We start from the raw sequence: 12,867 nt of genomic DNA, 5'->3' as shown, positions 1-12,867 counted from the left end.
CAGATCAGGCGCCAGAGGCCCGCTTTGCCTTGGCCCGGTCGAGCCAGGATTTCAGGGCTTCGATGACCGTCGATGCATGCTGCACCGGCAGGAATTTGAGGTCGGCCACGGCCAAGCCGGCCGTGCGTGCAACGAACGCCATCAATGCCTTGTCGCTGGGGTCGCTCACCCCGCCAGCCTCCGCCAGCTTGCGCCACAGCCACTTGATCTTGGCGGCCTGGTCGAACGGCTTGAAGGTGGCCTTGGGTTTGAAGCCGAGAACCGCCATGCGCGCCAGCACCATCGCCCGGCCAGCTGCGTCCAGATCGGCCGCGCTCGACTTGCCGGTCATCTCGCTCAAGTGGTAGCGGTAGTCCTCCTCCGACCACTGCAGGAATGCTCGGCCCTGGTGGATGTGGCCCAGCTCGCGCTTGCGCTGGGCGGCCACGTTGGCCGGTGAAACGTGGGCCGTGAAGTCGCGTCGGGTCGTCGTTGCCATGGCTTTAAACGAGGGATGTGAACAGGCCGCGCTGCGGGTCTGCATCGCGGTGCTGGAGGTGGCATGGGGGGCAGAGGTGGCGGTTGGACCCGATCTGCCGTGCGTGGGCCTCGCAGAGGGGCGCATCGCACGTACTGCGGCCCTCGGCGGGGCCATCGCACAAGAACACGCTCCAGGCCCCGCAAACTTGCTCGCTGCCCTCGGTCTGCAGTCGAGCAGCGCAGGGCTTGGGGAGCTTGCTGCCCTTGATGTGGACGAAGCCGGTTTTGAGGCGGTAGAAAGGCATCAAACATTGCTCCCATCAACCTGCAGCACGCCGCACAAGCTCGACAAGTGCCACTGCAGCCTGCAGTGGTACGACTCCATTTCCGACCTGACGCAGTTGGTGAGCGCGGGATTCGTCCACCAGATAGGCCATCCCATTAGCCAGCAGACAAACGCCGGGTTCAACCGCCGGGGCAAGCTCCGGGCGGTGGTCGATAACGCCCGCCCATCGAGGGTCGATAGGACCGGGTGCAAAAAGTGGTGTTCCACGAAGTTCGGAAGCTGCTCGCCGCCCGAATGTTTGCGGCTTGTCTGGCTGGCTTGGCTGTTCGGCGTGCGGTAGTCCCGACTGGCTGGCGTCGGCCACTCGCCCGCCATGCTGCTCAGGCTGTGTCCTCGCTTTCCCGTCGCTATGCACGTCGCGCCCCCGCACTGCTCGCTGTCCGATAGCGTGGGCGTGGGCCAGTTCTGCGCTTGCCCCGTCAACGTCAGACGCTCCAAGCCCGGCATGCCTCGATCGCGCGTGTATTCGTTGCCCTGGCTGTTCGACACGCTGGGCGTCATCCAAAAGCTGGGCTTTTCCGCCCCGTTGCAGTTTCCGTGTTTGGCCTGGAGCTTCGCCGCTCTGGCGTGCCACGTCGCTGGAGTCTCTTCGTCGTTCGGCACCGATACAGCCGGTGTCGGCCACGCGCCATGCGAAGCAGAACCACCTTGCGCGCCCGTGACTGGCGCCCACATCGGACGCGGAAAGAGTGATCCATTCCGCGTCCCACCCGCGGTCGGCCAGTTCCCCCACGACGCGGGCGGCGGCGCGCTCTTCGAGCGTGCCTTCGGCTTCGTCCACAGCGGTGGCGGTGGCAGTAGCGATGGCGCTGACGTTCTCCAGAAAGAGGAGCCACGCGTCGCAATCGTCGGCAATGTCCAGGATGTTGAAGAACAACCCGGACCGCTTGCCATCAAGCCCAGCGCGCCGGCCCGCGATGCTGATGTCCTGGCACGGGAAGCCGGCAACGAGGCCATCCACGCGTCCACGCCACGCTGAGCCGTTGAAGGTGAGCAAGTCAGACCAGACAGGCGCCTGATCAAGGGCTCCCGCTTCCATAAGGCGGGCAAGCTGCGCGGCTGCAGGTGCTTCCCGCTCCACGTAGCAAACGGTTCGGTGCTCGATGCCCAGTAGCTCGAATCCGGCGCGGGCGCCTTCCCCGAGCATGCCGACGCCGGCACAAAGTTCGATGGAACGTAAAGCCACATCACACCACCTTGTGCGACTCTGCCGTCGTGGCAGCGTTGACAGTGCGTGCTGCAGGCAGCGAACGCGCCTTGCAAGAGCCGATAGGGCCGATGCAAACGTGGACGTCGATCAAGTTCGCGCATCCCAGTATCCATAGGATCAGTGCGATGGAGCCAACGGCTTGCACGATGCCTTTCATGCGGGCACCCCGTTCCATTCCCTGCCGTCGCACCCTGGAGAGCCAGTCTTCTGGCAGCCTTCCCAAGGATTGAAGGTGTGGTCGCACCATTCGATTTTCGTGTTGGCACTCATTTGAGCAACCTCGGCTTGGCGATGCGCGCCGGGACGGGTTCCCCCTCGGGCATGCGCACTTGGTTGGCACGCACCAGCGAGAACGACACGCTGGGTTGGGTGGCTTTGACGGTGTAGCGGTAGTCCGTATCACCGTAGTCGCGCTCGCAGTCGAACGCGTCCTGCATCAACTGAGCGACCTTGATCGCCTTCTCTGCGGGCATCAGGTAGTCGTGATAACCGATCTTTAGACAGGCCATCTGCACGGCTTTGCAAGGGGCGCGGCTCATGGCTCGCTCCTGGATGCCAGGGCGGCATTGATCACGGCTTCCAGACGGTCGCGCGTGGCGCTGGCGCTCTTGCCGTAGTCGCAACCCACGCTGTAGCAGGTTCCGTCATCGGTTTGCACGGCAACATGATTGGTGCGCACTTCGATGCTGCTGATCGTGCGTGCCGCGACGGATCGGACTTCGCTCAGTCGAATCAGCATGGCGTCCCCTTTCCTTCGCGCTCCAGCGCGCGGCCCTGTTCCTCGCCCTGCAGGTAGATCGCGCGAAGGCACTCGCGTGAGACCACCTCAATGTCGCGCGGTGCGGCTACCCGCTTGTCCAGCGCCAAGGAGTCTTTCCAAAGTTCGTGGTCGACCAGGACGGCAGCGCGCTTGTTGCGCGCAGCAAGCCACTCCGCTCCGTTCTCGCGCCGCTGCAAAGCGGGCCGGACGATCCATGTCCAGATACCGATCAGCGAAGTGATGGTGAAGCCAGTCTGCTGAGCGAAGAGACCCCAGTGCGCCAGGTCGTAAGCGAACAGCAGCCAAGCCGCATTGCTGGCAAGGTAGATCGCGAAGCCCCACCCGGCCCAACGCCCACGCGTGGCGAGCAGCACGGTGCCGACGAGGCCCAGCGCGGCCCCCATGATTTCAGCGAGCTGCATCGCGAAGCTCCTTCACAAAGACGACACCGCTGCTGTTTTTCCTCTTGCCGCACCAGGCGAGCCAAGCGTCGAGCGCATCGACCATCCCTCCTTCGTCTTCGGCTTCTGGCACGCCTGGCACCAACAGCAGGCCGGTGCTATCGCCCTTCCCGTGCCGTGCCACTGCGCTCAGATGTCCTTGCAGCGCGTACATCGGACCGCCCGCGATCTCAATGGCGCCGCTTCCGTCCGGCTTGTCAGGAGGCAATGCGTCGCCGACCTCGATCAAGCCTGAGGCCCAGCACCACGCCACCTGGAGCGTGCAGTCGTAGTAGCTCGTACAGCCGCAGCGTGGGCAAGTCTTTTCCGTGCAACGTGTGAATCCCTTCCGCTTTGAAGGCACGTCATGCCATTCGCCTCGTGTGCAGGCATGTCGGCAGCGAGTGCATTTGATGGGGGTGGCGTCGGTACTCATGGCGTCACCTCCGATCCGTCGTCCTTCAGGGAAACGGCAACAGCTTCGATGGATTCAGCGAGCCCACCCAGTTCGTTGACGCAGAACTGATCAAGGTCTTCCCATTGCTCGGCCATCTGCAAGACGGTCTCGCGGATGGTTCTCAAGCGGCGCGTGTGGCGTGCCGCGAGTTGCTTCTTGGTCGGTGCGCTCATGCTGCCGCCACATCCAGAACGATGGGGTCATAGCCGCCCGTGGTGGCATTGCGCTCGTAGCAGCGGATGTACGACTTGGACCCTGCTACCTGCATGCTGTCGCTGATCGCGTCCATCGCCCGCTTCCAGGTCTCGTCTTCGATCTTCACGCGGCGCAGAGCGAGGACACGGCCTGTGCTGATCTTTCCTTGCTTGTCGACCTGGAATGCATCGTTGACCAACACCTTGATGTTGGCGCTACTGCCCTTGCTCCAGCCCTGGATGCACTCGTCAATCAGCGCCTTGGCCGCCATCAGACGTTCATCGAACTGCAGCGTCTCCTGCATCTGTCGAATGACCTTGTAACGGCCATCGAACGACACCAACGTGACGTTGCCCTTGGCGCCGCCGGTCTTGACGTCGTACTCGGCCAGGCTGCGCTCCACGAACTCCAGGACCTCGCGCATCGCGGCCTGCTTGAACGACGCCAGTTCGGCGGCTTGCGCCTTGGCGGCCTCGCACAGGTCGGTGACCGTGCGATGGCGGTCTTTGTCGATGTCCTTGATCTTGCTGACGGGAATCAGGTTGCCGTTGGCGTCTTGCCAGTAGCCCTTGGGGATGGTGGTTTCTTCGGACATGGGATTCCTTTCAGTGAATGGATGGGCGGGTGGGCGCCGTGGCCTCGCAGGCCTGGGCAACGGCGGGGTGTTGGGCCACGGCCATCAGGGCGCCGTGTACTTCATGCAAGCGCCCTGTGGCTTGCGCGACGTTGAGATACGCACTCAGCAGGGCGTCCATCGCCAGGCCTTCTGTGGACGCTGCCTTCACGGTCTCCAGCAAGGCGCGAATGACTGCGTTCAGTTCAATCTCGTGTTGCGGGCGCTCGCTCATACGACCTCGCTCCGAAACTCCCGGCGCTGCCCCATGTGCAGGCTCGGGTGCTTCGCGTAGTCCAGGGCGCCCGCCCGCGCAACGGTCCAGCTCGGCGCGTAGTGGCCTTGCATGACGTTGTGGCGTGGTGGCGGCGTGAGCGCTGCGGGAATCACAGCCTCATTGGTGTGGACCCCGTCCAGATAGGCGGCCTGGGGATCGGCACCGGCCATGTACAGCAGCTTGTCGCCCTGGATCACGCGGTGGATGTGATCCTGCGCGCACAGCTTGCGCAGGCGGCTACGCAGCGCTTCGGGGCCAGAGTCGTCGCGGTAGCCGTCGATGCGCAGCAATGCCTGGTTGATCGCCATCGAATCGCTCGGTCCGTTCGTCTGCAGGTGCTGCACGATGGCCTGCGTGATGGGCGAGAGCAGTTCGCCTTTAGGGTTTTTGAAATGTTCAATCGGCATGGTTCGCTCCCTCGGTTGTGGTGGATGTGGTCAGTGCTGCGCGCTCATGGCCTGGCAGCGACAGGCAGTCGGACGTGACGGCATAGGCCCACAGTGCGTCGCCCTCGGTGGGCCGCTGGGCGACGAACCCTCCGTGCATCAGCGCGCGCATGTGGTTGTCGACCTCGCCAACCGTGAAGGTCGGGCGCCAGTGGTGGGCGATCTGCGCGGCCGTCCACCAGTCGCCCAGGTTGCGCAGGAAGAGCCAAAGGGCGCGCGTCTCCGGTGTGATCGCGTTACCCATGGGCGCCTCCGCGAATGAGGCGCAGCAGGTGCTTGTGGTGCAGCCCGACAAAGTCCATGTAGTCGCGGCGCGCATCGAACACCGCCGTCTTGCGGTCGATGCCGTAGGCGCGCTGCAGCCGGCGCGCGCGGCGGATGATCCAGCCGAGCGGCGGGCGGTCATAGCGGGCCGCAGACATCGGGATCGTCACCGGAATGCCCAGGCTCATAAGGGCCTCCGCTGCTCTTGCGCCATGCCGGCATTCATCTGGTCCAGCAGCGCGTCGGCCATGCGGACGTGTAGCGCGTCCAGCTCGGCGCGCAGCTGGGCCATGTGCATGTTGTGCAGGGTCCGCTCGCGCTCCATGAATAGCGTGGTGCGGCGGATGCGCCAGTTGATCCAGGCTTGTCGCAGTCTTTGCCAGTGCGAGAGGGGATAGGCGGCAGCGGGGGCTTTAGACGGCATCAGATGCCTCCATGGGTTGGACGGAGATGGGAATGGCCTTGCGGGGCACTACGGGGCGCTGCTGGGGCGGTGCGCTGGCCGCCTTGTGCGGGCATTGGCGGCACGCCTGCCAGTGCTGCATGGCGCGGGGCGATCCCGTGGGCGGAGAGCGGTGCGCAAAGGCCCGGCATTGCTCGGCGGAGACCGCCTGCGGCTCGCCCCCGGCCTCCTCGGTCAGGTGCGGACAGGTGTAGCGGCCGAAGGTGTGTTCCACCCGGCTGGCGATGTGGGCCGTGCTGGCCTTGCCCTCGCCGTACTTGCCGCTGCCGTTCAAGACCTGGCTCAACGCCGCGCCGCTGATGCCCAGTTGCCGCGCCACGTCCGTGCGCTTGGCGCCCTCGCAGCGGGAACTCAGCAGGGCAAACCAGGGTTGTTGCATGTAGTCGCATGGCTGGCTCATTCGTCGGTGGCCTTGGCCCGCTTGGCAAGGGGCGGCACGGGACGCGCGGCAGGCGGGGGCACCAGCCGGACACGCCCGACCTTGGTGGGAGGCGGGTACAAGCCCCCGTCGGTGACCATCACATAGCGCTTGGCGTTGCCGACGCGCTGCGCGCTGACCTGGATGTTCTCGGGCACCAGCTTGGACCAGATGCTCAGGTAGTCGCCGAGCTGGTGCTGGGCCTTCGCAAAGTCCCGCTCCCCGGCATCGATCAGCGTGCTGGCCGCTTCCTCGGCCGTGAGCGTGCGGCGCGAGCGCAGCAGTTGCCACAGGCGTGTGGAGAGCGCAGAGGGATCGGGCGGCGGCGCGCCGGGCAGCGCCTGGGCCACCGACCGGCAGGTGGCGAGGCCTTTGTCGGTGAGACGCCAGCGCTGATCGATGCGCGTCAGCCCCTGCGCAACCTGGCGATCCGGCTGCAGCTCGACCAGTTCGTGATAAGCCATCCGATCCAAGGCCATCTTGGCAAGGCCCGGCCGCTCGGCCAGAGCCTTGTCCCACAAGACCAGATCGGAGCGCGTGAAAACGCGCCGGGTGTTGCTGACGTTGAGCGCCAGGGCGCGCAGCGCGGCACCGATGAACCAGGGTTGTGTGCGCTGCATCAGCGGGCTCCCCGTGCGCTGGCTGCGGCGCTCTGGCTCGTGAACTCGGGGCACAGCGGCCGGCCCTTGATGTGATCCAGCTCGACCCTGGCCCAGCTATTGGCCTGCGCCCACTGCTCGATGTTGGCGATGGCGTTGAGGACCAGACGCATGCGGCCCTTGGCGTGCTGGTGAATGATCGCCACCACGTCTGCGCTCATGGGCACTTCGGCCTTGGCCGTGACCGTCGTCTGCACGTCCTGTACCGACAAGGGCTCCAGTTCCACGATGCGTGCCACGCGGCTGGCGATGTGGGCGTGGCGGGCCACCAGCACCGGGAAGCCCTCCATGCCCACCAGGAAGCACATGATCCCGGTGATATCCGTGATGTCTCGGATCACTTCCAGCATGCTCGCGCTGCGGCGGTCAACCAGGTGGTCGGCCTCGTCAATGATGAGCGGGGTCATCGTCACGGCGAGCTGGCCGATGATGCGGTCCTGCACCTCTGCCGCCGCGCCATGGGTGGACAGGCCCATCTTTGTGGCGATCTCCCGCAGCACGGTGTGCTTGGTCCACGTCTCTTTGGCCCGCACGAACACGTAGCCGCTATCGGTGGCCCAGCGCTCGGTGAGCATGCTCTTGCCGATGCCGTACACGCCGCGCACCAGCACCAGTCCGGCTTCCAGCGCGCCGCGCTTCGCCACCAGCTTCTCGGCCTCCTTGAGGCGCTTGAAGTTCTCGGTTGGTACAAAACCTTTTTTCACAGTACATTTCCTTCCGCTTCGGTCCATATCCAGGCACGCTCTGTGGTGGCTGCAACCATCACAGGGCACTTCTCAGGGGCTCCTCGCCCACATCACCCCAGGCCAGGCCGCGCGATGCGTAGTAGCCGGCCAGCCCCTCGTAGTCCTCGCTCTGCACGTACTTGCCCAGCCATGCGCCGTCCTCGGCGGTCCAGGCATCGCGGTGCTGCATGAGCCACTCGTAGCGGTCGCTCAACGCGTCAAAGAAAGGCCTGCCCGTTGCGGCTCGCACCGCATCGCCCATGGAAGCAAAAGGGAGGGAGGGGGTAGTTGCCACCTCCACGGTGGAGGGCACCACCACAAAGGGGGTGCTGGGCTCCGGCAGGGAAAAAACGGTGTCGGACTGGACGGTGGTGCCCAGCTCGCGCAGTGCGGTGTCGATCTGCAGCTCGCGGCGCTTGACGGCGGCGCGCACGCGCTTTTCCTTGGCCATCTCGATGACCGGCTTTGGAAAAAACGCACGGGCGCTGGCGTCGAACCTGGCGTCGCAGACGAATTCGCCGTCCAGCGTGTAGACCCGCACGAAGCTCGGGTCGTGGATGTCGTAGCGCACGCTGACCTCATGCCCATCCACGTCGAGGCGCATCAGGTCGGGCGCGGCGTAGGTCTGGTTAAAGAAAGTGACCTGTCCTCGCTTGGCGGTGCGAAGCACGGCGGGCATGAACATCTCGCGCAGCTCGGCCGGCGAGAGCGTGATCTGCTCGGCCACGTTGATACGAGCGTTCCAGGCCTCGGCCGGCGTCATGTGCTTGCCGTCGGGCCGCTTGGGCAGGCTGCGGTGGCGGTGTTCGTGGTTGTACTCATAGACCGCGCGTTCAACGGCCTCCACGAACTGCTGCCAACTCGGCACCTTGGCGCTCAACACCACCACCTCGCCGGTCTGCTCGGCGCGGCGCACGGCGCGCTGCTCCTTGGCGATCTCGGCAGCGACCTTGCGGAAGGTGCCGCCATCCACGTCCCGGCCCTGGTACGAGCCGAATTGGCGTGCCAGATTGATGGCGAGCGTCTGCCACATCCGCTCGATGGAGCCGTGGCCCTGGGGCTTGCCAGGGATGCCTGTGCGGTGGTCGATGCCCAGTCGGGCACAGAAACCGTCGATGGGGCAATCCATCTGCTTGGCGGTCTCGCCTGCGCCGTTGTCGCCGTAGAGGATGGCGGGCACGCCGCACTGGCCCACGCCGTGGCGCAAGGCATCGCCGACTGCGCGGACGTTCTCGGACAGGTTGACCGACCACCCGGTGACCTTTTTCGAGGCGATGTCCAGGCAGACCGTCAGCTCGGGCGCAAACGGTGCCCCGTGGTCCGGATGGCGCACCTTGGCCTTGACCGTGTGGCCGTCGATCAGCCAGACGTCGTTGGGTCCGAGGTCGGAGGTGTCGCGCCGCTGGAAGGGCAGCTTGGCATCGCGCTGGGCACCGGGAGCATGGCGGGCCTTGATGAGCGCCACGCTGGCCTGGGCCGACTTGCCCAGCTTGTCCAGAGCACGGCGGGCGCGGCCGTAGAGCGCCTGCCACGTGTCGAAGTCGCGGCCCAACTGGCGAGTCACCTCTTTAGCTGCACCCGTGAGCTTGCGGAAGCGCGCATCGCGGCTGTGATAGAGACCGAGGACTGCGGCGACGTCCTGGTCGATGTCGTGCAGGGTCGGCGCAGGCGCTGCGGCCGGCAGCAGGCCATACCAGCCGTCAGCACGGTGGATGGCCATGTAGCGCTCCAGGGTGCGGGCGCTGACCTGGTCGGCGCGGGCGCGCTGGTTGGCGGCACGGGCGGTGGCTTGCAGTTCGGGGCTCGCCTGGCGGGTGGCTAGCTGCAGCGAGAGGATTTCGCAGGCTCGCTTGGTGCCGTGCGTGGGAATCAGGTCAAGGACCAGATTGACCAGGACCATGCGAGCGTCTGCCACCGCTTGGTCTACTGGGCTGGGTGGGCGCCGCATTGACTCAGGTGCTGGTGCGAGAGCGCTGGCGGATGGCCGCGCTTGAACCACCGAATCGGCGACCCCAATGGTCGTGTGTCCTGCGGCTGCCACCGAGCGTGCCGCTACGGCATCTCGGGTTTCACGGGGAAGTTGCGAACAGTCGAATTCAAGCCCGCCACCGCCTTCGCGGCCTAAGCGCGGCCGGCTAGCAATTTGAAGGGCAGTCAGCTTGTCCCTGGTGCGCCGTTCTGAGGCTGGCATGCCGGAAAGCCCTGCCAGCTCTCGTGCTGTGAGCCAAGTCATCTTGACACTTCCACTCAACGGCACGCCGGTGCTTGGTTCAAGGCCGGAGCTTGCTTTGATGCCTTCGTGCGGCGCAGGCTAGGTCGGCGGTTCTTTGGGGGCCAGATCGTGTCTACCGGTTTCCCGATGATGGTTGCAATCCGCGCCATCACCCGAGCGGATACAGCCCTACCGGAGATGACCTGTGACATCGTGGAGTTTGCAATTTCAAGTTCGGCCGCTAATGCCGTGGGAGTAACTCCCTTCATCCGCATTGCGGCTTTGATTTCTTCAGGATGCATGTCTGTTACCCTTTCGCCTAATTAGTGAGGTGCAATGTCTGCACCAGTGCTTAAGGCGAATTATTACGCACGTTTGTGCGTAATGCAACGTGGTTTTTTGCGAACAAACATGCTCACGATTTCCGAACGACTAAGGGAGGAGCGCGACGCCGCTCGACTTTCGCAACAGGCGCTGGCAGATCTCTGTGGGATCTCGCTGAGGTCGCAGCAGAACTACGAAAAAGATCGAAGCCCTGATGCCCAGTACTTGGCATCTTTAGCAGCCCACAGCCTGGACGTGATGTACATCCTCACTGGCAACAGGGAGCGCGGGCCGCTGCTAGACGCTGCAGAGACAGTGCTGATCGACAACTACCGCCGCTGCTCCCGTGAGAGCAAAGCCAACTTGGTGCAAACGTCGGCGTTGTTGGCCGCGGGCATCGCGAGCGCCGCGAAGCCTCAGCGGCGGAAGACTGAGAAGCTCTCTGATGGGAGCGTGAATTTGAGCGGGATGTCAATGCACAACGCCGGGGCAGGCGCTGTGCAGATCGGCCATTCCCAAGGAAAAGTAACTGTAAAAAAAGGGAGATAGTTCGTTGAGTGCATTGCAGAAGAATTTGCTGGCTTTGATATCGAAGTTCCTACCAGCACAGAAGAACGAAGGCGCAGGGGCGGTTCAAGTCGGAAGAGTTGGGGGTGATGTGACGAGCAACGTCACCATCGTCACCGTCGTGGGTGCGCCAGAAAACCTCCCCGGGTCATTGACGAATACAGAACAGCGGGAGGTCCTAGGACTAATCCGTCGCGTGCGAAATAGCGAAACAGTTTTTCTGTTCATGGAGCGCCAATTCGGTACTCGCATGGTTATCGATCTGCAGCCTTCCCAATTGCTGAGGGTGCGCAGGTATGCAGAAGCCATCCTCAACCGCACCCGGAAGGTGTGACATGCAGCGGCGAACTGCAGCTCTCGGCTTGGTGGTTTTTGCGGCGATTTCAGCTGCGTGCGTTTGGAAGTTTTGGGAGCCCGTGGTTGTGTGGCCAGAGAAGCAAGCTCGGTTGCTTGCTTCTCTCACTGACCCGGCGTCTGCGCAATTTCGCGGACAGCGTCTATCGCAGCGCGGCGTGCTGTGTGGAGAAGTGAATTCGCGCAATCCCTTTGGAGGCTCAGTAGGCTTCACCAAGTTTCTTGCGACATCCGGTGGATATGCAATCAGGGGGTACCCAACAGGCGCTTGGTACGGAGGTTCGAAGCCTACTCACGTCATCGTTGCGGAGCTGGAGCGTGAGACGGACTTTATGAAAGCACGAGGGCGACAAAGAACCGAACAAGAGGCGTGGATTGATGAGTTTGACGTGCTGTGGAAGCAGAGTTGCTTTTGAGCCCTACGCTGCTCTGCTTGATCGTCGCCATTTCCGATGGCGACACACTCACCGCGCGCTGCGGCGATCCCGGCCGCTACGAGCAAGTCAAGGTGCGCCTGGCCGAGATCGACGCACCGGAGCGCGCCCAGCCCTTTGGCACGGCGTCGCGCCAGCACTTGGCTGATCTGTGTTTCCAGACCCAGGCCACGATCAGCCCTCAGACCACCGACCGCTACGGGCGCACGGTGGCGCGGGTCAATTGCAAGGGCCAGGACGCCAGCGAAGAGCAGGCTCGAGCGGGCCTTGCATGGGCCTACACGCGCTATCTCACCGACCCCAGCATCGCTCGCCTGCAGGCCACTGCACAGGGCGCTCGCAAGGGTCTATGGGCTGATGCCGTCCCGGTCCCACCATGGGACTGGCGCAAGTCCAAGAAGGCGGCGCAGCAGCACATTCCGCGCCGCACGATTGACCAGCCGACCGGCGCCGTGCTACCTTAAACAGCACCTCTACACATCACGGGCCGACATATGTCGGCCTTAGTTTTTTGGGGGCCGGCCGCCACAGTCGCGGCATGGCAAAAACAACCTCTTACACCGTCAAGCTGTTCGCGCAGATCGCGGCTGGCCTGATGGCGCTGTGCCGCGCTGCAGGCCGTCCCGGCAACCGCCGCCGCATGCTCGGTGGCATCACCCCACGCCAAGCCGTCGCGGTCCTCTCGCTGTCGGCAGCGGGGCTGGTCGGCATCGTGGTGAACGAGAACTACACGGACAAGGCCGTGGTGCCCACGAAGGGCGACCGGCCCACCGTGGGCTTTGGTAGCACCTCTCACGAAAACGGCACGGCCGTCCGCATGGGCGACTCCACCACCCCGGTGCGCGCTCTGATCAAGGCCCAGGTCCACATCAGCCGCGAAGAGGCTGCGTTCCGCGACAGCCTGCCGGGCGTGGCGCTGCACCAGGGCGAATACGACCTGTACATGGATTGGCTGTACCAGTACGGCTCCCCTGCATGGAAGCGGTCCAGCATGCGGCGCGAGTTGCTGGCCGGCAACTACGTGGCCGCGTGCGATGCCTTGCTGCGCTACAAATTCTCGGCCGGCTACGACTGCAGCACCCCCGGCAACAAGCGCTGTGCCGGCGTGTGGACGCGCCAGTTACAGCGCCACAAGGCCTGCATGGAGATGCAGCCATGAAGTGGGCCAGGCGCACGGCAAAGGCCGTGGCAGCGGCTGCGGTGGTGCTGACCGCCGCCGTGGGCCTCGCCGCCATGTGGACCAT

Annotated in this window: 23 protein-coding genes and 1 pseudogene; 4 read left to right on the top strand and 20 right to left on the bottom strand. The window is 64.4% G+C overall.

The genetic code is table 11. The annotated features are described in order from the left end of the window. Positions 1-4: 4 nt before the first annotated feature. The 20 genes and pseudogenes from BLT03_RS13015 to BLT03_RS12925 all read right to left on the bottom strand — a co-directional run bounded on the left by BLT03_RS13015 (position 5) and on the right by BLT03_RS12925 (position 10,246). Entirely contained in the window at positions 5-478 is a 474-nt protein-coding gene (locus tag BLT03_RS13015; protein ID WP_092744188.1) for a regulatory protein GemA, read from the bottom strand. Positions 479-482: 4 nt separating this feature from the next. Next, entirely contained in the window at positions 483-764 is a 282-nt protein-coding gene (locus BLT03_RS13010) for a hypothetical protein (protein WP_092744187.1), read from the bottom strand. 15 nt (positions 765-779) lie between these two features. Further along, positions 780-1,991 (bottom strand): DNA cytosine methyltransferase, encoded by a 1,212-nt coding sequence (locus tag BLT03_RS13005; RefSeq protein WP_245711372.1) that lies wholly within the window; start codon positions 1,989-1,991, stop codon positions 780-782. Positions 1,992-2,198: 207 nt separating this feature from the next. Further along, a pseudogene (locus tag BLT03_RS23950) lies at positions 2,199-2,285 on the bottom strand (DUF5131 family protein); the annotation flags it as partial. Next, positions 2,282-2,554: a hypothetical protein gene (locus BLT03_RS13000; protein WP_092744185.1), complete on the bottom strand. Its 273-nt coding sequence runs from the start codon at positions 2,552-2,554 to the stop codon at positions 2,282-2,284. The pseudogene BLT03_RS23950 and the gene BLT03_RS13000, both read right to left, overlap by 4 nt. Further along, positions 2,551-2,754 (bottom strand): hypothetical protein, encoded by a 204-nt coding sequence (locus BLT03_RS12995; RefSeq protein ID WP_092744184.1) that lies wholly within the window; start codon positions 2,752-2,754, stop codon positions 2,551-2,553. Before BLT03_RS12995 ends, BLT03_RS13000 begins: the two co-directional genes overlap by 4 nt. Next, the gene (locus BLT03_RS12990) at positions 2,748-3,197 is read right to left on the bottom strand and encodes a nicotinamide mononucleotide transporter (protein WP_092744183.1); all 450 of its coding nucleotides are present in this window, start codon (positions 3,195-3,197) and stop codon (positions 2,748-2,750) included. The genes BLT03_RS12995 and BLT03_RS12990 overlap by 7 nt, the downstream gene beginning before the upstream one ends. Continuing rightward, on the bottom strand, positions 3,184-3,651 hold the full coding sequence (locus BLT03_RS12985) for a hypothetical protein (protein ID WP_092744182.1): 468 nt from the start codon (positions 3,649-3,651) through the stop codon (positions 3,184-3,186). Before BLT03_RS12985 ends, BLT03_RS12990 begins: the two co-directional genes overlap by 14 nt. Continuing rightward, a complete protein-coding gene (locus BLT03_RS12980; RefSeq protein ID WP_092744181.1) occupies positions 3,648-3,845 on the bottom strand; it encodes a hypothetical protein in 198 nt (65 codons plus the stop codon). Before BLT03_RS12980 ends, BLT03_RS12985 begins: the two co-directional genes overlap by 4 nt. After that, positions 3,842-4,462 carry a DUF3164 family protein gene (locus tag BLT03_RS12975; protein ID WP_092744180.1) on the bottom strand — a complete coding sequence of 207 codons (621 nt, stop codon included), beginning with the start codon at positions 4,460-4,462 and terminating at the stop codon, positions 3,842-3,844. Before BLT03_RS12975 ends, BLT03_RS12980 begins: the two co-directional genes overlap by 4 nt. 10 nt (positions 4,463-4,472) lie before the next feature. Further along, the gene (locus BLT03_RS12970; protein ID WP_092744179.1) at positions 4,473-4,715 is read right to left on the bottom strand and encodes a hypothetical protein; all 243 of its coding nucleotides are present in this window, start codon (positions 4,713-4,715) and stop codon (positions 4,473-4,475) included. Continuing rightward, positions 4,712-5,164: a hypothetical protein gene (locus BLT03_RS12965; RefSeq protein WP_092744178.1), complete on the bottom strand. Its 453-nt coding sequence runs from the start codon at positions 5,162-5,164 to the stop codon at positions 4,712-4,714. Before BLT03_RS12965 ends, BLT03_RS12970 begins: the two co-directional genes overlap by 4 nt. Then, on the bottom strand, positions 5,154-5,447 hold the full coding sequence (locus BLT03_RS12960; RefSeq protein ID WP_092744177.1) for a hypothetical protein: 294 nt from the start codon (positions 5,445-5,447) through the stop codon (positions 5,154-5,156). Before BLT03_RS12960 ends, BLT03_RS12965 begins: the two co-directional genes overlap by 11 nt. Beyond that, a complete protein-coding gene (locus BLT03_RS12955; protein WP_092744176.1) occupies positions 5,440-5,655 on the bottom strand; it encodes a hypothetical protein in 216 nt (71 codons plus the stop codon). The genes BLT03_RS12960 and BLT03_RS12955 overlap by 8 nt, the downstream gene beginning before the upstream one ends. Next, entirely contained in the window at positions 5,652-5,891 is a 240-nt protein-coding gene (locus tag BLT03_RS12950; protein WP_092744175.1) for a hypothetical protein, read from the bottom strand. The genes BLT03_RS12955 and BLT03_RS12950 overlap by 4 nt, the downstream gene beginning before the upstream one ends. Then, the gene (locus BLT03_RS12945; protein ID WP_245711371.1) at positions 5,881-6,309 is read right to left on the bottom strand and encodes a hypothetical protein; all 429 of its coding nucleotides are present in this window, start codon (positions 6,307-6,309) and stop codon (positions 5,881-5,883) included. The genes BLT03_RS12950 and BLT03_RS12945 overlap by 11 nt, the downstream gene beginning before the upstream one ends. Positions 6,310-6,326: 17 nt before the next feature. Then, positions 6,327-6,968 (bottom strand): hypothetical protein, encoded by a 642-nt coding sequence (locus BLT03_RS12940; RefSeq protein WP_092744173.1) that lies wholly within the window; start codon positions 6,966-6,968, stop codon positions 6,327-6,329. Further along, complete coding sequence (locus BLT03_RS12935) at positions 6,968-7,711, bottom strand: AAA family ATPase (protein WP_092744172.1); 744 nt, start codon at positions 7,709-7,711, stop codon at positions 6,968-6,970. Before BLT03_RS12935 ends, BLT03_RS12940 begins: the two co-directional genes overlap by 1 nt. A gap of 58 nt (positions 7,712-7,769) precedes the next feature. Next, a complete protein-coding gene (locus BLT03_RS12930; protein ID WP_245711370.1) occupies positions 7,770-9,632 on the bottom strand; it encodes a Mu transposase C-terminal domain-containing protein in 1,863 nt (620 codons plus the stop codon). Positions 9,633-9,979: 347 nt separating this feature from the next. Further along, positions 9,980-10,246, bottom strand: a complete 267-nt coding sequence (locus BLT03_RS12925) for a helix-turn-helix domain-containing protein (protein WP_092744170.1) — start codon at positions 10,244-10,246, stop codon at positions 9,980-9,982. A gap of 109 nt (positions 10,247-10,355) precedes the next feature. On the opposite strand from BLT03_RS12925, the gene BLT03_RS12920 reads away from it, so the two are divergent. The 4 genes from BLT03_RS12920 (at position 10,356) to BLT03_RS12910 (ending at position 12,782) form a co-directional block, all read left to right on the top strand. Beyond that, positions 10,356-10,817 carry a helix-turn-helix domain-containing protein gene (locus tag BLT03_RS12920; protein WP_092744169.1) on the top strand — a complete coding sequence of 154 codons (462 nt, stop codon included), beginning with the start codon at positions 10,356-10,358 and terminating at the stop codon, positions 10,815-10,817. A 4-nt stretch (positions 10,818-10,821) separates the two neighbouring features. Continuing rightward, positions 10,822-11,169 carry a hypothetical protein gene (locus tag BLT03_RS23945; protein ID WP_139160392.1) on the top strand — a complete coding sequence of 116 codons (348 nt, stop codon included), beginning with the start codon at positions 10,822-10,824 and terminating at the stop codon, positions 11,167-11,169. Between the two features lie 432 nt (positions 11,170-11,601). Then, positions 11,602-12,087, top strand: a complete 486-nt coding sequence (locus tag BLT03_RS12915) for a thermonuclease family protein (protein ID WP_245711369.1) — start codon at positions 11,602-11,604, stop codon at positions 12,085-12,087. Between the two features lie 176 nt (positions 12,088-12,263). Then, on the top strand, positions 12,264-12,782 hold the full coding sequence (locus BLT03_RS12910) for a glycoside hydrolase family protein (protein WP_092744254.1): 519 nt from the start codon (positions 12,264-12,266) through the stop codon (positions 12,780-12,782). Positions 12,783-12,867 lie beyond the last annotated feature (85 nt).

The sequence above is a fragment of the Paracidovorax valerianellae genome (assembly GCF_900102625.1).
GTDB lineage: Bacteria > Pseudomonadota > Gammaproteobacteria > Burkholderiales > Burkholderiaceae_C > Paracidovorax > Paracidovorax valerianellae.
Note: the sequence above shows the minus strand (reverse complement) of the source record. Positions and strands in the feature narration are given on the sequence as shown.